17 protein-coding genes and 4 tRNA genes are annotated in these 17656 nt (G+C 40.4%); 10 read left to right on the top strand and 11 right to left on the bottom strand.

Annotated features, from left to right (window positions below; translation table 11 throughout):
* Nucleotides 1-2 precede the first annotated feature (2 nt).
* Nucleotides 3-1433 carry a Si-specific NAD(P)(+) transhydrogenase gene (gene sthA / locus RB214_RS00700; RefSeq protein WP_024604169.1) on the top strand — a complete coding sequence of 477 codons (1431 nt, stop codon included), beginning with the start codon at nucleotides 3-5 and terminating at the stop codon, nucleotides 1431-1433.
* Between the two features lie 107 nt (nucleotides 1434-1540).
* On the opposite strand, the gene hemE is transcribed toward sthA, so the two are convergent.
* Entirely contained in the window at nucleotides 1541-2605 is a 1065-nt protein-coding gene (hemE, locus tag RB214_RS00695) for a uroporphyrinogen decarboxylase (RefSeq protein WP_002961084.1), read from the bottom strand.
* Nucleotides 2606-3135: 530 nt separating this feature from the next.
* Between hemE and rsd the strand changes: the two genes are divergently transcribed.
* Complete coding sequence (gene rsd, locus RB214_RS00690) at nucleotides 3136-3606, top strand: sigma D regulator (protein ID WP_138489928.1); 471 nt, start codon at nucleotides 3136-3138, stop codon at nucleotides 3604-3606.
* Nucleotides 3607-3671: 65 nt separating this feature from the next.
* On the opposite strand, the gene fkpA is transcribed toward rsd, so the two are convergent.
* Nucleotides 3672-4418 carry an FKBP-type peptidyl-prolyl cis-trans isomerase gene (gene fkpA, locus RB214_RS00685; protein ID WP_004335950.1) on the bottom strand — a complete coding sequence of 249 codons (747 nt, stop codon included), beginning with the start codon at nucleotides 4416-4418 and terminating at the stop codon, nucleotides 3672-3674.
* A gap of 215 nt (nucleotides 4419-4633) precedes the next feature.
* Between fkpA and RB214_RS00680 the strand changes: the two genes are divergently transcribed.
* The gene (locus RB214_RS00680; RefSeq protein ID WP_309167937.1) at nucleotides 4634-5632 is read left to right on the top strand and encodes a hypothetical protein; all 999 of its coding nucleotides are present in this window, start codon (nucleotides 4634-4636) and stop codon (nucleotides 5630-5632) included.
* Complete coding sequence (locus RB214_RS00675) at nucleotides 5619-5834, top strand: SlyX family protein (protein ID WP_004335946.1); 216 nt, start codon at nucleotides 5619-5621, stop codon at nucleotides 5832-5834. Before RB214_RS00680 ends, RB214_RS00675 begins: the two co-directional genes overlap by 14 nt.
* A 32-nt stretch (nucleotides 5835-5866) precedes the next feature.
* Here the strand turns inward: RB214_RS00675 and RB214_RS00670 are convergent, their stop codons facing one another.
* Entirely contained in the window at nucleotides 5867-6070 is a 204-nt protein-coding gene (locus tag RB214_RS00670; RefSeq protein WP_007378899.1) for a YheV family putative zinc ribbon protein, read from the bottom strand.
* A 132-nt stretch (nucleotides 6071-6202) separates the two neighbouring features.
* Between RB214_RS00670 and RB214_RS00665 the strand changes: the two genes are divergently transcribed.
* The 6 genes from RB214_RS00665 (at nucleotide 6203) to RB214_RS00640 (ending at nucleotide 12836) form a co-directional block, all read left to right on the top strand.
* A complete protein-coding gene (locus RB214_RS00665) occupies nucleotides 6203-8125 on the top strand; it encodes an ATP-binding cassette domain-containing protein (protein WP_309167936.1) in 1923 nt (640 codons plus the stop codon).
* Nucleotides 8109-8531: a TIGR02444 family protein gene (locus RB214_RS00660; RefSeq protein WP_309167935.1), complete on the top strand. Its 423-nt coding sequence runs from the start codon at nucleotides 8109-8111 to the stop codon at nucleotides 8529-8531. The genes RB214_RS00665 and RB214_RS00660 overlap by 17 nt, the downstream gene beginning before the upstream one ends.
* A 714-nt stretch (nucleotides 8532-9245) precedes the next feature.
* Nucleotides 9246-10235: a hydrolase gene (locus tag RB214_RS00655; RefSeq protein WP_309167934.1), complete on the top strand. Its 990-nt coding sequence runs from the start codon at nucleotides 9246-9248 to the stop codon at nucleotides 10233-10235.
* Nucleotides 10235-10489 carry a YheU family protein gene (locus RB214_RS00650; protein WP_004335925.1) on the top strand — a complete coding sequence of 85 codons (255 nt, stop codon included), beginning with the start codon at nucleotides 10235-10237 and terminating at the stop codon, nucleotides 10487-10489. Before RB214_RS00655 ends, RB214_RS00650 begins: the two co-directional genes overlap by 1 nt.
* Before the next feature lie 64 nt (nucleotides 10490-10553).
* Nucleotides 10554-11750 (top strand): dipeptidase, encoded by a 1197-nt coding sequence (locus RB214_RS00645; protein ID WP_309167933.1) that lies wholly within the window; start codon nucleotides 10554-10556, stop codon nucleotides 11748-11750.
* Between the two features lie 174 nt (nucleotides 11751-11924).
* On the top strand, nucleotides 11925-12836 hold the full coding sequence (locus tag RB214_RS00640) for a hypothetical protein (protein WP_165744994.1): 912 nt from the start codon (nucleotides 11925-11927) through the stop codon (nucleotides 12834-12836).
* Between the two features lie 213 nt (nucleotides 12837-13049).
* Here the strand turns inward: RB214_RS00640 and tuf are convergent, their stop codons facing one another.
* From tuf to murB, 8 genes are all read right to left on the bottom strand, one after another.
* Nucleotides 13050-14234, bottom strand: a complete 1185-nt coding sequence (gene tuf / locus RB214_RS00635) for an elongation factor Tu (protein ID WP_309167932.1) — start codon at nucleotides 14232-14234, stop codon at nucleotides 13050-13052.
* A 129-nt stretch (nucleotides 14235-14363) separates the two neighbouring features.
* A tRNA-Thr gene (locus tag RB214_RS00630) sits at nucleotides 14364-14439 on the bottom strand.
* Nucleotides 14440-14450: 11 nt separating this feature from the next.
* Nucleotides 14451-14525: transfer RNA gene (locus RB214_RS00625), tRNA-Gly, on the bottom strand.
* A gap of 44 nt (nucleotides 14526-14569) precedes the next feature.
* Nucleotides 14570-14654, bottom strand: a tRNA-Tyr gene (locus RB214_RS00620).
* A gap of 40 nt (nucleotides 14655-14694) precedes the next feature.
* Nucleotides 14695-14770 (bottom strand) — tRNA-Thr (locus RB214_RS00615).
* A 127-nt stretch (nucleotides 14771-14897) separates the two neighbouring features.
* Nucleotides 14898-15608: a type III pantothenate kinase gene (locus RB214_RS00610; RefSeq protein WP_197099251.1), complete on the bottom strand. Its 711-nt coding sequence runs from the start codon at nucleotides 15606-15608 to the stop codon at nucleotides 14898-14900.
* Entirely contained in the window at nucleotides 15605-16597 is a 993-nt protein-coding gene (birA, locus tag RB214_RS00605) for a bifunctional biotin--[acetyl-CoA-carboxylase] ligase/biotin operon repressor BirA (RefSeq protein ID WP_309167931.1), read from the bottom strand. The genes RB214_RS00610 and birA overlap by 4 nt, the downstream gene beginning before the upstream one ends.
* Nucleotides 16597-17604, bottom strand: coding sequence for a UDP-N-acetylmuramate dehydrogenase (murB, locus tag RB214_RS00600; RefSeq protein WP_182725058.1), 1008 nt, complete (start codon nucleotides 17602-17604; stop codon nucleotides 16597-16599). Before murB ends, birA begins: the two co-directional genes overlap by 1 nt.
* Nucleotides 17605-17656 lie beyond the last annotated feature (52 nt).

Raw genomic sequence — 17656 nt, 5'->3', positions numbered from 1 at the left:
CTGTGGCCAAACAACCAGAACAAAAAAAAGTACCCGTGACATACCAATATGATGCAATAATTATTGGCACGGGACCTGGCGGTGAAGGTACCGCCATGAACCTTTCAAAAAACGATAAAAAAGTAGCGGTTATTGAACGCCAAGAATCAGTTGGTGGCGGTTGTGTACATTGGGGAACAATTCCTTCAAAAGCGCTTCGCCACTCTGTTAGCCGCTATATTGAATACAAAGCAAATCCGTTATTCAATGTTGGTGAGCGCCCTAGCCGCTTAACATTTCCTGATATTTTACGTCACGCAAGTTCTGTTATTTCTAAGCAATCTAATTTACGTAGTAGCTTTTACGATCGTAACCGCATTCATATGTTTCAAGGTGATGCGAGCTTTGTAGATAAGCACACAATTGAAGTAAAAAGAAATGATGGTTCAACTGAGCGACTGACTGCTAAAACGATCGTTATATCAACGGGTTCACGCCCTTATCGCCCACCAGAGGTAGATTTTACGCATTCTCGTATTTACGAAAGTGACACAATACTTGGCCTTGAGCATGACCCTCATCGTGTACTGATTTATGGTGCAGGTGTAATTGGTTGTGAGTACGCGTCAATATTTAAAGGTTTAGGCGCTAAAGTTGATTTAGTTAATACACGCGACCGACTACTTGCTTTTATGGATGCTGAAATATCTGACGCACTTAGCTATCACTTTTGGAACAGCGGTATTGTTATTCGTCATAACGAAGAGTTTGACCGAATCGAGACGCGTGACGACTGCGTTATAATGCATTTAAAATCAGGTAAACGCGTAAAAGCTGACTGTATTTTATTTGCTAATGGTCGTACTGGTAACACTGATACACTAAATCTTGAAGCCATTGGCTTAAAAGCCGATAGCCGTGGCCAATTAAAAGTTAACGAAACATACCAAACAGAAATTGATAACGTTTACGCTGTAGGTGATGTAATAGGCTATCCAAGCCTTGCAAGTGCTGCGTTTGACCAAGGTCGTATAGCTGCTGATGCAATTGCATGTGGTAACTGCGATGACAGGCTGATTGTTGATATTCCGGCCGGTATTTATACCATCCCAGAAATGAGCTCAGTAGGTAAAACCGAGCAAGAGCTTACAGCTGCTAAAGTACCGTATGAAGTTGGCCGTGCTCAGTTTAAGCATTTGGCTCGCGCGCAAATTGCTGGTACTGAAGTAGGTAGTTTAAAAATATTATTCCACACCGAAACCAAAGAAGTACTTGGCGTACATTGTTTTGGCGAACGTGCCTCTGAAATTGTTCACATTGGCCAAGCTATTATGGAACAAAAAAATGGTGGCAATAATATCGACTACTTTGTAAATACCACATTTAACTACCCAACCATGGCTGAAGCCTACCGTGTTGCGGCATTAAATGGCTTAAATCGCTTATTTAAATAACCGCTTAAATAAGTAGTTTTAAAAGCCTTTATAAATAGGTAACAAAAAACCCGCAACTTAGCGGGTTTTTTACTTTTAAACAGTTTTAAAGCTTGTTTAAGTGACTATTACTTATGGTACTTAGCACTTAGCTCATGTACTGCATTAATGAATACGCCAGCATTTTCAGGGTCTACATCTGGTGTAATACCGTGGCCTAAGTTAAACACGTGGCCATTGCCTGTACCAAAGTCTTCTAAAATAGTGCCTACTTCTTGGCGAATACGCTCTGGTGTACCGTGTAACATAGATGGGTCCATATTACCTTGTAGAGCTACTTTATCACCCACGCGGCGCTTAGCGTCGCTGATATTAATAGTCCAATCAAGACCGATTGCATCACAGCCTGTTGCTGCAATAGCTTCAATCCATTGACCACCATTTTTAGTGAACAAAGTAACCGGTACTTTACGACCATCGTATTCACGAATTAAGCCATCTACAATTTTATGCATGTATTGTAGTGAAAATTCGTTGTAATCGCGCGGGCTTAATACACCGCCCCATGAGTCAAATACCATTAGCGATTGCGCGCCAGCTTTAATTTGAGCATTTAAGTAATCAATAACTGAATCAGCTAACTTATCGAGTAATAAATGAAGTGTTTGCGGCTCTGCAAACGCCATTTTTTTGATTTTACCAAATACTTTGCTGCTACCGCCTTCAACCATATAAGTTGCTAGCGTCCAAGGTGAACCAGAAAAACCAATAAGCGGTACTTCGCCTTTAAGCTCACGACGGATAGTGCTTACTGCGTTCATTACGTAGCCAAGCTCGTCTGTAGGGTCTAACTTTGGAATTTTTTTAACATCAGCAAGAGATGAAATAGGACGTTCGAACTTAGGGCCTTCGCCAGTTTCAAAGTAAAGACCTAAACCCATCGCATCTGGAATCGTTAAAATATCACTAAATAATATAGCGGCATCTAACGGGTAGCGACGTAATGGCTGCAGTGTAACTTCACATGCAAGCTCAGCATTACGGCACAGGCTCATAAAATCGCCCGCTTGTGCACGTGTAGCGCGATACTCTGGTAAATAGCGTCCTGCTTGGCGCATCATCCATACCGGAGTTACATCAACAGGTTGTTTTGCAAGTGCACGTAAATAACGGTCGTTTTTTAATTCGCTCATGGCGTAAATGATCCTAAGACTTGTATAAATTGTGCAAGATTGTACCACCATATTCTCCGACCCTCTATTGCTTAGGGACGAAAACAGCTTTACCTAGAGGTAGATCAATAGAATGGAGTTTTTTAATCCCTTTTGACTATAAAATAAACAAAAATAAATAACATTTAAAACTTTTCATTAATACGTTTGCAACATTACAAAAACCTTGTTATTGTTTGTCCCGCGTTAACAAAAACAATAATAAAAATCTTAAAACAATAAAAATAAATGTTTTAAAATAATAACAATAAAAATCATCTCATAAAAATAAGAAAGCTTGTTATAACAAGTCACTGAAAGAAATTAGACCACCGTAACTGGTGGTTTTTTCTTGCCTAAAATAAAATCTCTCGCCTTAGATTATATAAAAAGGTACACCCCTCAAAGTAGCTCAACTTTACTTGTTGATATACGCGCAAATTAAATATATCTTGATGTACATAAACTTATTATATTCTAATTGAAAGACCAACCCAGCTAGGAGAACAGTTATGCTGACGCGTGTAGAAAAAGCTCAACAAAAATGGGGTGGTAGCCACACAGTAATTGATAAATGGCTAAACGAACGCCAAGAACTTATTGTACTTTACTGCAAAATTGCAGGCTTTACGCCGTACGAGAAGCAAGATCAAGCATTGCCAGAGCCAAAACTAATTGAATCATTTTGCCAGCTTTTAATGGATTACCTATCTGCAGGCCATTTTGAAGTATATGACGATATAGCAAAAGCATGCGAAAAAAAGGGCTTACAAAGCCAAGAGCTTGCAAACTCTATTTACCCGCGTATTTCTAGCACAACCGATGTGGCGTTAGATTTTAATGATAAGTACGCAGAAGTAGACAAAGAAGACTTATTAAAAGACTTTGATAATGACTTATCTGTTATTGGTGAGGCATTAGAAGCACGTTTTGCACTTGAAGATGAGCTTATTGATAACTTGTTTTCTAATCACACGAATTAATACGTTACTTACACGTATTAAAAAAGGGACCTAGGGTCCCTTTTTGCATTTACACAATAAGCTTATTACTGTGCTGGTGCTTCTTCATTTTGAATTTCAAGTAATTCAACTTCAAATACAAGTGTTGAATTAGCTGGAATCTTACCTAAGTCACGGTCGCCGTAAGCAAGTTCTGAAGGTATAGTGAACTTGTACTTAGAACCCACTGACATAAGTTGTAAACCTTCAGTCCAACCCGCAATTACGCGGTTAAGAGGGAAAGTTGTCGGTTCGTTACGTGCATATGAGCTATCAAACTCAGTACCGTCTAATAAAGTCCCTTTGTAGTGTACTTTAACTACATCAGTTGCCACTGGCTTTTCGCCATCGCCTTCGCTAAGTACTTCGTACTGTAGACCCGACTCAGTTACTGTAACGCCTTCTTTTTTAGCGTTGTCAGCTAGGTATTTAGCGCCTGCTTCTTTACTTTTTTCAGACTCTACTTTAGCTTTTTCTTCTTGCTTAGTACGTACTGATGTATCTAGTGCAGTTAATACTTCGCGAATTTTTTCTTCGTCAATTTTTGCATTGCCAGCAAGCGCATCTTCAAAACCACGAATTAAAAGTGCTTGGTCTAGTTCAATACCAATTTCTGTTTTGTCTGCTAGGTCTTTATTTAAAAAGTTACCTACAGATGCACCAATACCGTATGCTTGTTGCTGTTCTACAGTGTCTAATTTAACTTCAGCTTGTTCTTTTTTTGCTTCTTGATTACAAGCTGTAAGCGCTAAAACTGACGCTGCAATCAATGACAATCTAATCGTCTTTTTCATTTTAAATCTCCGACATACTTTGCAGTTGTCATTTTAATGTATTATTACTAGTGAAAGATTAACGGCCCACATGATAGGCTGCTTGTTTAATGACTAAATTCCATATTGTTAGCTAAACTAAAAACATATCCAGTGATTAGACAAACAACCTAGGCATTTAACGCGTCCTAGTCTAACCTCTCAGTCACTAAGAGTTAAGGGGAAATACCTGTAATATGTCGATATTTCGTACTTTTTTAATCGTATTTAGCTGTTTTTTAGCCTTCGCCTGTACCGATAAAAAACAACACGCTGTAGCAAGTTACGAACATGCTGCACAAGGTGCGTTTTCATCAACAGCTTCAAACGATGGTAAATACAGTTTGATCTCCTCTATCAACCATGGGGTCGCCCTGTGGGATAATCAACAGCAGGTGCTAAAATACCAATGGTTTCAGCAGCAGTCACAAGACAGCCTAGTGTACGCTGTTGCCATTGCTTTTGATAACAGCGTGGCTGTTACCGCCGAAAAAACCACGTTTGCTGTGTGGGATATAGCCACAGGCAAAAATCAAGGTTATTACAAAATACAAAAAGCCAGTATTTGCGATATTGCTATTAGCAATCAAGGCCGTAGTGTTTTATACGGCCGTAGCGACGGCGTTGTCGTATTTGTAAACCTAGAAACTGGGCGTCGTATTGAGTTTTTAGGTCATCAAGATAAAGTTAACACCGTTGACCTGTCACCTAACGGACGCTTTGCCTTAAGTGGTTCTAACGATTATGTTGCTTACTTTTGGGATACACGTACCGGACAAGTAATTCATCGTTTTAATCACCCAACGCGTGTTACCCAAGTAACGCTCGATCCACAAGGTCGCTATGCGTTTACGGCCGATAGTATGGCACAAGCAAATGTATGGAAGCTGACTACAGGTGATCTTGTGAGTAAACTGAAGTATATTGCGCGTCAGAAAATTTTTACTGCTGTGCGCTTTAACGAACAAGGCACTTTGCTTGCAACCGGCTCGCCAAATAAGCGTGTAGATTTGTGGCAAATACCAAGCGGTGAAAAAATTCAAACTTGGCAGGTTACCCCGCGCGAAGGCAGTAAGCCTAAATCGGCGGTGGTGCTAGATGTGACATTTACAGATAACGGTAAGTCGTTGTTAACCGAAAGCTCCAGCGGGATCGCAGAGCGATTTATTATACGAGAGAATAATGAACACAATTGAACATCGCTTAATGGAACTTGAAGCCAAAGTGGCTTTTCAAGACGAAACGATTGAAGTCTTAAATGATGAAATAAAAGTGCACCAACAGCTGTTAGCAAAAATGAAACGCCAAACCGAGCTGCTAGCAGAAAAAATTAAAGAGTCGCAGTCATCATCATCTATGATGTCTGAAGTACCTGAGCCGCCTCCACCGCATTACTAAAATCGGTAAAAATTAGGCAATAAAAAACCGGGTTAGTCGCCCGGTTTAAATACACCAATTACTTGTTCAAATTGGCGAGTAGACGCCTGCACAGCATTATCGGGTTGCGCCATTTTATGACCACACTCAACACACTCTACTTTTTCAACATCATGTTCTCTGTATAGCATCATAGTATCCATGGCTTTGCAGTCAGGGCACGATGCACCAGCAATAAATCGCTTCTTTTGTCTCACAACATTTTTCCTGTGGTTTGAACTGCTGTCATTTTATCGTATAACTTCACTTGTTGATACGCTTGATAAGAGCATTAAGTTCTATGTTATGATAGCGCCAACTTAACAAGGGCACAGCAAAGTAACACATTCATGATCCAAATCTCAGAAATAGAACTACTTCGTGGCGGTAAAGCCTTATTAAAAAACGCATCAGCTACGTTATTTCCAGAACACAAAGTAGGCCTTGTTGGCGCTAATGGCTGTGGAAAATCAACGTTATTTGGTTTACTAAAATCAGAACTACAACTAGATGCCGGTAACTGCAGCATTCCAAAAGATTGGTCTATCGCCTCTGTTAAGCAAGAGACACCTGCCCTTGAAATAAGCGCGATTGATTATGTACTTCAAGGCCACCCAGAATACTACGAAATGCGTATAGCACTGCGTGAGGCCGAGAAAAACAACGATGGCGACACACAAGCTAAAGTACATATTCAGCTTGAAAACATTAAAGGCTATAGCATTGAATCAACCGCAGGTGAGCTATTACACGGCTTAGGCTTTGCCAATAACCTTATAGAAAATCCTGTAAGCTCGTTTTCGGGTGGTTGGCGTATGCGTTTAAACCTTGCCCAAGCATTAATACGCGACGCCGATTTACTATTACTCGATGAGCCAACAAACCACCTTGATTTAGATGCCGTTTATTGGCTTGAACGCTTTTTGCGTGCTTATACCGGCACCCTTGTACTTATATCGCATGACCGTGAGTTTTTAGATGCGGTGGTTGATCAAATTTGGCATGTAGATAAGCAACTTATTAACGTGTACAAAGGTAACTACTCGCAGTTTGAGCGCCAAAAAGCTGAGCGCTTACTACAACAACAAGCAATGTTTGATAAGCAACAAGATCAAATTGCTCACCTTGAGCAGTTTATAACGCGCTTTAAAGCAAAAGCCAGTAAAGCTAAACAAGCACAAAGCCGTGTGAAAGCGCTTGAACGCATGGAAAAACTAGCGCCGGCACATGCCGACTCGCCATTTAACTTTGAGTTTGCAGAGCCAAAAGCATTACCAAACCCACTAATGACAATAGATAAAGCCAAAGCGGGTTATGGTGACGTCACTATTTTAAATAATATAGAGCTAAACCTTGTACCAGGTAGCCGAATTGCTTTATTAGGTCGAAATGGCGCAGGTAAATCAACGTTAATTAAACTGCTTTCTGGTGATTTAGAGCCGCAAGCGGGCGAAGTTGTTCAGCATCACGGATTAAATATTGGTTACTTTGCGCAGCATCAACTTGAATCTCTTGATTTAAAAGCCAGTGCAATAATGCACTTACAACGCCTCGACCCAAAAGCCACTGAGCAATCACTACGTGACTTTTTAGGTGGTTTCGCCTTTATTGGCGATAAAGCACTTGAGCCTGTAGCCCCTTTTTCGGGCGGCGAAAAAGCACGTTTAGTACTTGCCATGTTGGTATATCAAAAGCCAAACCTGCTGCTTCTCGATGAGCCAACTAACCACCTTGATTTAGAAATGCGCCATGCACTTGTTATGGCACTGCAAGGCTTTGAAGGCGCTATGGTTACCGTATCACACGACCGCCACATGCTTAAAAATACCGCCGATGAGTTTTACTTAGTAGATGACGGCAAAGTAACCCAGTTTGGTTACGACTTAGATGCGTATTACCAGTGGTTACTTAATGCCAATAAAGAAGCGGTTAAAGCGCAGCAAAGCGACGAGCCTAAAGCAAATCCGGGTGTTAACCGTAAAGAGCAAAAACGCTTAGAGGCTGAGTTTAGAAAGGCCACTCAACCACTTAAAAAGCAAATTGAAAAGCTTGAAAAGCAACTCGATAAATTCACCGCCGAGTTAAGTGAAGTTGAAGTGACCTTAGGTGATAACGAACTCTACAACGACGACAACAAAGCCAAGCTTAAAGAGTTATTAGCCAAGCAAGCAACCCTTACGCCTAAACTTAACGACGTTGAAGAAGAGTTACTTATGGCACTTGAAGAAATGGAAGAAAATGAGCAGGCATTCGCCGATGAACTTGCTCAATAGCGACCATTTTTGGCAATTTGCGTGCACTTTGTACGCAAAGCCAGAGCAACAAACAACCTTGCTGGCACTACAAAACCAGCAAGGAAAAAATGTTAATTTATGCTTATTACTGCTTTATTTAGACTCATTAAATTTAAGTATTAATACCCAACAGCTAAACGAGTTAATAAACGTAACTAGTGACTTTGATACTTATGCATTACAACCTCTGCGCGCCGCTCGAAGCTATTTAAAAGCTAACCAGAATGCGATAAGTGATTACGCCACAATACGCGCAGAGTTACTAAGCGCTGAGCTAAAGCTTGAAAAACAACAGCAACATATGTTGATTGAAACAGTAAATGAGCATGAATTAGTTAAGCTTTCTGAGCCAAACAACATTGAGCTATATGTGAAAGCTACTTAGGGTATTAGTTTTTATACCCTCCTCCACTTCTTATTTTCTTTGTGCAAAAAAACCTTCAAGTAATTTACTCACAAAGAGGTTAAGAGGCGCTTCGCTTTTAGAGGAAAACAAACTAAATTACTTAGATATAAATATTGAGCAGTTTGTTGCTCTACCCTCATTTACTTCTCATTCTTTTCTCTTTGTGCAAAAGGTCTTTAAGTACTTTATTCACAAAAAGGTTAAAGCGTTTCGCTTTTAGATAAAGTGAAAAAAAATGAGTTACGATCAGCTCACTATTTTAAGAGAAAACTCTCTTAGCTCTCAGTGATAATAACTTACCAACCCTTAAAACATGATCTAAATCAACTTAGCGTCACTCCTACAGCTGCTTAGAAAAATAACTTGATCTCGATCACGTTGCGACCTGCAAACACCGCCTATGATTAACCCATCAACAACGAGGGGAGCAACTCATGAACGTATTCTTTAGAGACTTTTTTACAGATCCAGTTTTATTTATGTCTTTTGGGTTTTTAACCATCGTTGTTTCTTTGTGTATCTTTTTTGCTTTTTTCTTTTTGAAAAAAATACATGACGCAGAAATTCCCGAACAAAATTAAGCACGACGCACTAAAGCGCCTTATTAGTTTACTAGTTAGGCGCTTTTTATTTTCTGAAGCGAAAAATTTGATACACTAGCTTTTCGTTTAATACAAAGTGCGTAGTACAAACATGATCTCTCAGTTCAAACCAGCATGGTGGATGACCAATCGTCACGTTCAGACCATAATGCCGCGTTTTTTCCGCCCATTTCACAATACGTCCTACGAACTTGAGCAACTTGATACACCTGATGGTGACTTTATTGAGCTTGCATGGTCACTTCCACATAATGAAACCGCACCACTTGCTGTTGTTTTGCATGGCCTTGAGGGCAATATAAATAGCTTTTATGCCAAAGGCATGATGAAGGCATTAAAAAAACAAGGTTATGCAGTTGTGCTTATGCACTTTAGAAATTGCTCAACCGAAGTAAATCGCCTACCACGTGCTTATCACAGCGGTGACACCGCCGATTTAGCTTTTTTTATAAATCACTTAAAGCTGCAATTTCCTAAGCGCACTATGGTCGCTGTTGGTTTTTCATTGGGCGGTAATGTACTTGCCAAATACTTAGGTGAAGAACGCGAAAAATGCCCATTAAGTGCAGCAGCGGTGGTATCTGCTCCTTATGATTTGTCGTCATCGAGCGATGTTATTCGTAAAAGCTTAGGTAAAATTTACCAAAAATATCTGCTCGATCGGATGAAAAAATCAATGCAGCGAAAGCTGCCACAAATTAAGCAGCAAATTTCATTAACGCCAAAACAGTTAATGAAAATTGACGATTTATTAGAGTTTGATAATCAGTTAACAGCCCCTCTACATGGTTTTGAAAACGCACACGATTACTACCGTAAAGCCAGTGCTATGCCGTATTTGAAAGATATCGCTGTACCCACACTTATTATTCATTCCAAAGACGACCCTATGCTCTCAATTAAAGCCGTACCGAGTAGGCAAGACGTAAATGAGCATGTTACGCTGCGCATCTCTGACAAGGGCGGGCATGTTGGTTTTATTAGCGGTAAAAATCCGTTTAAACCTATATTTTGGTTAGAAAAAGCCGTCCCTCATTATTTTAGCCAGCACGTATCAAATAAAGCGAGTAACAAGTATTAATGATTATCCCTTTTGAACAACTCGATCAAGACACTCTTTATAACTTAATCGAAAGCTACGTATTACGCGAAGGTACCGATTATGGTGAAGTAGAGGCAAGCATCGAATCTAAAGTAAGCCAAGTAAAGCTGCAGCTTAAAAATGGCGAAGCGATGGTGTTTTTCTCAGAATTACACGAGTCTGTAACTATAATTTCAAAAGGTGAATTTAAAGCGCTGCAAAGTGAAGAGCATCAAGCACAGTCGTTTGATTAGGGCGTAGTACTTGTAACTTTTGAATTGAACGTACACAATGGCTTTTTACCCAAAGAGCCAAAACATGATAAAACTCAGCACTCTAGTGGTAGCCATATCACTAGCTTTAACTAGCCAAGCCCAAGCAGAACAAACAATAACAGCATCTGATAAGGCAATTAAACTCGCTAAAGATACCATTTTAATTGATACCCATATTGACGTACCTTATCGAATTCACGAAAGCTGGGTTGATGTAACCAAAGCAACTAGTGATGGCGATTTCGACTATCCTCGCGCTGTAAAAGGCGGTTTAAACGCACCGTTTATGTCGATTTATATTCCTGCGCATTTAGAGTTTGAGGGTAAAGGAAAAAGCTACCAGCTAGCCAATCAAATGATTGATAGTATGGAAGCCATAGTCCAGCGCGCACCCAATAAGTTTGCTATTGCTAACTCAAGCTCTGATATTGAAGAGCAATTTAAACAAGGTAAGCTGTCTATAGCCATGGGTATGGAAAATGGCTCTCCAATCGAAGGTGATATGAAAAACCTTCAGCACTTTTACGACCGTGGCATTCGTTACATCACGCTAGCGCACTCGCAAAGCAACCATATTTCGGATTCGTCTTACGATATACGCCGTAAATGGAAAGGCTTAAGCCCATTTGGTAAAAAGCTTGTCACTGAAATGAATAATATAGGCATGCTAATTGACGTATCGCATATTTCTGATGATGCGTTTTATCAGGTTATGGAGCTCTCTAAAACGCCAGTAATTGCCTCTCATTCATCACTTCGTAAATACACGCCTGGCTTTGAGCGTAATATGAATGACGATATGCTATTAGCGCTGAAAGAAAATGGCGGTGTTATTCAAATCAATTTTGGCTCAAGCTTTGTTACCGCTAAAGCAGGTAGCTGGGGCAAGCAATTAAAAAGTACAAAAGAGTCAGCTAAAAAAGAAGGTACTAAGTTAAGTAAAGATTTTGATGCTGCGTACCGTGCTAAAAATCCGTATCCATTTGCAAGTCTTGAGCAAGTACTTGACCATATTGATCACGTAGTTGAGCTAATTGGTATTGGTTATGTAGGTATTGGCTCTGATTATGATGGAGTTGGCGATTCATTACCTATCGGCTTAAAAGATGTATCTAGCTACCCAAATCTAGTTCAAGGTTTGATAGACAGAGGTTACAGCGACACCGATATTAAAAAGATTTTAAGCGGCAATACACTAAGAGTGTGGAAACAAGCTGAGCAATACGCAAAATCGCATTAAGCTTTACGCGCTAGGCTTAGGTCTAGCGCTTATAGCCAATTTAAACACCGTATTTCGCCACTCACGCCCCGCCTTCTTAATTAACCCGTATATTTCATCCTCATTTAACACATTTTTTAACAGACTTATATTTCGAAAACAGATAAATTACCCATTTTAGAGGCAGATTATTTTATGACTATAAACAAAGGAACTATTGCGATTACTATAGCAACACTTGCCTTGGTAATTTCATGCTACGGAACATTTTTTAAAGATCAGTCCAGTTCGCTTAATAAACCCAAGCAGCAACAGCTAAGCCCCACAGTTTCTATTAGTACTCCTGCAGAATATCAGCAATCAAATGAAGCCTTAATTGACGAACTAAGCAAGAAAGTAAGTTCGCTACAACGCAAAGTAGCAAACTTAACACTGCACGCTAATGGCTCTTATCAAGAACAAGATACCGACGAATTTAAGGAACTTGTTCTTGACGTACTAGAGGAAAAACAGCAGCAAGAAGATGAAAAACGACGTGAGCAAAATCCTCTTTATAGCTTTTATGCAGACTTACCAGAAGACTATGATTTAAGGATCAAATCAGAACCTGATTATGCTAAACAAATAAACTCTCAATTAAGAGAGCAAACTTTAGATCCAAGCATCTCTGATTTAAATAGGTTAGCTGCACTGAGCCAACTGCAAATGAATATGTTTATCTTGAATAAATCGAGTATGCCTGAGTATGACTATGAAGTAGTAGGTAACATTTTAAATTTAGCGAACAACAGTAGTGACGAAAAATTTAAAATTCAAGCTGTTGAGTTAACAACTCAAACACCGGTACTTGATTACCGCCTTGCAGAGCAATTTACAAACTTGTTAGAGCAAGACACGAATGATTATATCCGTCGCTTAGCTGCACAAGGGTTGATGGCGCAATACTACCAAGCTCAAAATAAACAAGATGGTTATACGAAGCAAATGGCGCAGCATCTACTTTCAGTTTATAACAATAGTTCTGACAATGCAGTCAGGACAACGCTTGACGAAATGATGGGTAACCAAGATATGCTTGATGAGTTACGTAAGAATGCTGGTTACTAACTGATTAAGTTCATGCTCCTACTCTGTTACAGCGATAACATTAATACTTTTAATGCTTAATGCATTACAACAGTTGATTACTCAACGATAGTTGCTACAAAGCACCGATGCCTAAGGTAAGAGAGCCACCTTCACATTACATAAATTACAGGCATTAAAAAACCCGAGACTAAGCTCGGGTTTTTTTAATGCTTAATGCATTACAACAGTTGATTACTCAACGATAGTTGCAACAACACCAGCACCAACAGTACGGCCACCTTCACGGATAGCGAAACGAAGACCTTCGTCCATCGCGATTGGCGCGATTAGAGTTACTGTCATCTTGATGTTATCACCAGGCATTACCATTTCTACGCCTTCTGGTAACTGTACGTCACCTGTTACGTCAGTTGTACGGAAGTAGAACTGTGGACGGTAACCTTTGAAGAATGGAGTATGACGACCACCTTCATCTTTAGAAAGTACGTATACTTCTGAAGTGAATGTTGTGTGTGGGTTGATTGAACCATGCTTAGCTAGTACTTGACCACGTTCAACGTCTTCACGCTTAGTACCACGTAGAAGTGCACCAATGTTCTCACCAGCACGACCTTCGTCAAGAAGCTTACGGAACATTTCAACACCAGTACAAGTAGAACGAGTTGTATCATTGATACCAACAATTTCTACTTCGTCATTGATGCGGATGATACCAGCTTCAACACGACCAGTTACAACAGTACCACGACCCTGGATTGAGAAAACGTCTTCGATAGGCATGATGAATGGCTTATCGATGTCACGCTCTGGCTCTGGGATGTAAGAGTCAAGTGCGTTTGCAAGCTCAACAATCTTATCTTCCCACTCTTTCTCGCCTTCTAACGCTTTAAGCGCAGAACCAGCGATTAGAGGTAAGTCATCACCTGGGAAATCGTATTCAGAAAGAAGTTCACGAACTTCCATTTCTACTAGTTCAAGTAGCTCTTCGTCATCAACCATGTCACATTTGTTCATGAATACGATGATGTAAGGAACGCCAACCTGACGAGAAAGAAGGATGTGCTCACGCGTTTGTGGCATAGGGCCATCTGTCGCAGCAACTACTAAGATCGCGCCGTCCATTTGAGCAGCACCAGTGATCATGTTTTTAACATAATCGGCGTGACCAGGACAATCTACGTGTGCGTAGTGACGTGTAGGTGTATCGTATTCAACGTGAGACGTTGAAATAGTGATACCACGTTCGCGCTCTTCTGGAGCGTTATCGATTGATGCGAAATCTTTAGCAACACCGCCGTATACTTTTGCAAGTACGTTAGTGATTGCTGCAGTTAGTGTAGTTTTACCGTGGTCAACGTGGCCGATTGTACCAACGTTTACGTGCGGTTTTACGCGTTCAAACTTTTCTTTTGCCATGACGGAACCTATCAGTTTTGTGTATCTAAATTACATATGAAAATAATCCACCAAAGGTAGATTAAGTTAATCTTTTTCAAATAGTATTTTCTGACAGATAAAGGAAGTAATCAAGGAGATTCTTAGGACTGGTGCTGATAGGCAGAGTCGAACTGCCGACCTCACCCTTACCAAGGGTGCGCTCTACCAACTGAGCTATATCAGCAACACAAGAACTGGAGCGGGCAGCGGGAATCGAACCCGCATCATCAGCTTGGAAGGCTGAGGTAATAGCCATTATACGATGCCCGCATAAAAATCTGTTCTTAAACTACCTCTAACCGTCAAGAATAAAGTGGTGGAGGGAGCTGGATTCGAACCAGCGAAGGCTGAGCCGTCAGATTTACAGTCTGATCCCTTTGGCCGCTCGGGAACCCCTCCACGATAATTCTCTACTAATTCACTTCCGGTAAAAGGAAAGTGGTGCCGACTAACCGAGTCGAACGGTTGACCTACTGATTACAAGTCAGTTGCTCTACCAGCTGAGCTAAGTCGGCACTGCTTTAGTACGGGGCGAGATATTAGAGTAAGGTTTATTGGGATGCAACTATAAAATTAAAAAAAGTGTAAATTTTTAGTTTAAATGCTCAATATTCACGCGAAAACACGTTTTTTTGCACTTTTTTATGTTGTTTTGCTTAGCTGGTGCCAGTAATTTAACCCCTTCATTACGAGTAATGAATCAAAAATACTTCCCTCAAATTGCTGTTGTAAAAGCAAGCCATAGCCACCAGCAAAAATTAATTGTACTTTTTTCTCTGTTTTTTTATCCATTAAGTGCAACTTAGCTTGCTCAATTGCTCCAATGGTTGCCACTAAAGCACCATTTTTTAAACCATTAGGCGTATTTTTACCCAGTTCATTGGTAAATGGAGTTTTACCATCATCAAAAACACGTTGAGTATTTTGTGTAAGTGATGAGGTCATTAAATCAAGCCCAGGTAAAATCCAGCCACCTAAATGCAACCCTTCACTACTAAGCACATCAATTGTTGTCGCAGTACCCGCATCAACAACAATGCATGCTGTGTTTGGATATAACGTAAATCCAGCAATAAGCGCAAGCCACCTGTCTATGCCTAAGTTAGCTACATGCTCGTAAGCGCATACAAGATCTCCAAGCGTTTTGGTTACCTTGGCTTCAAAACAAATAATATTATTGCTAGCCGCTTGCGCGAGAATATTGTTTAGTAAATCACTGCGCCCTACACATGCATAAATCACTTCGGTTATTTGTAACCAAGGCAGGTTATTTATATCTGCCGGTTGTGCTTGCTCGTTATGCCACAATACAGCTTTTAATGATGTATTTCCTACGTCGATCAATAATCTCATAATTGCGCCTTTCTAAGGGAGATTTCCCCGCCGTAATAACTTTTTACTTCCCCGTCTTGGCGAATTCGTATTCCACCTTGTGCGTCAATACCTTCACATATTCCACGCCAACTTCGGTGTCCTGTATTTAGTTCAACATATTCACCAGCAAACGCATTGAGCGAATTCCATTGCTCATACATGGCTTGCAAACCCGTTTGACGATACTGCGCTAAACGCTGCTCTAAATGGTGAGTAAGAGAAGCCACAAGTTGGTTTTTATCGAGCTTTTGAGTATGTTGATTTAAGTCGGTCCACGCTTGGTCTATATGCTGACTAAAGCTCTCAGGCATTTGTAAATTAATACCGATACCAATCACTAACTGACAAGGTCCTTGCGGTTGTCCATCTAATTCAACCAATACACCTGCAAGTTTTTGCTTATTTATATAAATATCGTTAGGCCACTTAAGTTCTACGTCAACTTGGTATAACGCTTTAATAGCATCATAAACAGCAAGACCTACTGCAATTGATACGCCCATTGCAGCTTGTAAGCCGTCATCTAAACGCCAAAAATAACTGTAATACAGATTAGCGCCAAATGGGGACTGCCAAACACGGCCGCGTCTACCACGTCCTGCTTGCTGCATTTCAGCAACAATAACAGTGCCAGACTCAAGCGCTGTTTTGGCCTGTATACGGCGCATAAGCTCGCTGTTAGTCGAATCAATAATAGGGTGTACTTCTACATCGGCAGTATTTGCACCTAGCGCTTTGTAGTGCTGATCAATTTGCGTTTTATTTAAAAGGCCCACCTGACTATTCAAACAATAGCCTTTGCCAGTCACTTTAAAAATATCCAAGCCCATTTCTTGTAACGTTTTAATATGTTTACTTACCGCAGCTCGGCTAATACCTAGCTTTTCACCCAAGGCTTGACCAGATACAAACCCTCCTTGGTTGAGTGCATTTAAAATAGCGAGTTTGTTTCCATCAGGTGCTTTCATTACTTAGGCTCCGCGTTAATATGGCATTCGCTGCGTGCATCCATTAAACGTACTTCGTGCTCTAACATAATGTTGTAACGCGTATAAACAACTTGCTGAATGTGTTTAATCATTTTTATTAGGTCGCTGCCTTCACTATTTCCGTGATTAACAAGTACTAGAGCTTGGTGTTGATGCACTTCTATACCTGCCTCGCGGTGCCCTTTTAAACCACTTTGATCGATTAACCAACCTGCCGCGACCTTGTGATGACTTTGCCCATATTCGTAATGAGGTAAATCGGCAAATTGCTTTAATAGTTCAGCTAACTGCTGGTTGGTTATTATAGGGTTTTTAAAAAAGCTGCCCGCATTGGCAAGTGTATATGGGTTAGGTAATTTGCTATCACGCGTTTTTATAACCTGATCGAATACAGCTTGCGGGGTGATGCTTGAGAGCTGCTGCAAAGGGCCATAACTTAATGCTGGTTGCCATTTTTTTGGGAGCGCTAAGTGTACTTGCGTGATCACCGCTTTATTTTTAAGGGCATGTTTAAATATTGAATCTCTGTAAGCAAATTCACATTGCTCGTTATTTAATGAATGCATAGTGTTAGTGGTTATATCAAAGTACTCTACCAACTCAACAAATTTAGCTATCTCAACGCCATAAGCACCAATGTTTTGTACCGGCGATGCGCCAACAGTGCCCGGTATAAGTGCTAGATTTTCAAGCCCTGGTATATTTTTCTCTAATAAATAGCTAACTAGTTGATGCCAGTTTTCGCCTGCGGCAATACTTATTAGTGTGTCGCTCTCGCGCTCGGTAATTTTAATACCTTTTAAAGCTATTTTTATAACCGTACCCATGTAGTCATTTAAAAATACGGTATTACTGCCCTCGCCCAGCAAACAAAACGGGGCACTAAAATTTTGCGTTTTAAGTTGCTCAAGCTGAGTAATTTCAACAAAATTTTGGCATTGGCTGTTTAATGCGAATGTATGTAAGGAGTGTAATGAATGCGCCACAAAGCTCTCTAAAAATACCGGTAACTAATCGCAATAGTTTACCTCATCGTCG

This window comes from Pseudoalteromonas sp. HL-AS1 (assembly GCF_031198785.1).
Classification (GTDB): Bacteria; Pseudomonadota; Gammaproteobacteria; order Enterobacterales; family Alteromonadaceae; genus Pseudoalteromonas; species Pseudoalteromonas distincta.
This window is presented reverse-complemented; position numbering and strand designations above follow the sequence as displayed.

Coding starts and splice junctions, on each gene's coding strand:
- RB214_RS00665 (WP_309167936.1), top strand. CDS start 6,203: ATGATCCAAATCTCAGAAATAGAACTACTTCGTGGCGGTAAAGCCTTA.
- fkpA (WP_004335950.1), bottom strand. CDS start 4,418: ATGAAAAAGACGATTAGATTGTCATTGATTGCAGCGTCAGTTTTAGCG.
- RB214_RS00640 (WP_165744994.1), top strand. CDS start 11,925: ATGACTATAAACAAAGGAACTATTGCGATTACTATAGCAACACTTGCC.
- RB214_RS00650 (WP_004335925.1), top strand. CDS start 10,235: ATGATTATCCCTTTTGAACAACTCGATCAAGACACTCTTTATAACTTA.
- rsd (WP_138489928.1), top strand. CDS start 3,136: ATGCTGACGCGTGTAGAAAAAGCTCAACAAAAATGGGGTGGTAGCCAC.
- tuf (WP_309167932.1), bottom strand. CDS start 14,234: ATGGCAAAAGAAAAGTTTGAACGCGTAAAACCGCACGTAAACGTTGGT.
- RB214_RS00675 (WP_004335946.1), top strand. CDS start 5,619: ATGAACACAATTGAACATCGCTTAATGGAACTTGAAGCCAAAGTGGCT.
- RB214_RS00655 (WP_309167934.1), top strand. CDS start 9,246: ATGATCTCTCAGTTCAAACCAGCATGGTGGATGACCAATCGTCACGTT.
- RB214_RS00680 (WP_309167937.1), top strand. CDS start 4,634: ATGTCGATATTTCGTACTTTTTTAATCGTATTTAGCTGTTTTTTAGCC.
- hemE (WP_002961084.1), bottom strand. CDS start 2,605: ATGAGCGAATTAAAAAACGACCGTTATTTACGTGCACTTGCAAAACAA.
- RB214_RS00645 (WP_309167933.1), top strand. CDS start 10,554: ATGATAAAACTCAGCACTCTAGTGGTAGCCATATCACTAGCTTTAACT.
- RB214_RS00660 (WP_309167935.1), top strand. CDS start 8,109: ATGAACTTGCTCAATAGCGACCATTTTTGGCAATTTGCGTGCACTTTG.
- birA (WP_309167931.1), bottom strand. CDS start 16,597: ATGAAAGCACCTGATGGAAACAAACTCGCTATTTTAAATGCACTCAAC.
- RB214_RS00610 (WP_197099251.1), bottom strand. CDS start 15,608: ATGAGATTATTGATCGACGTAGGAAATACATCATTAAAAGCTGTATTG.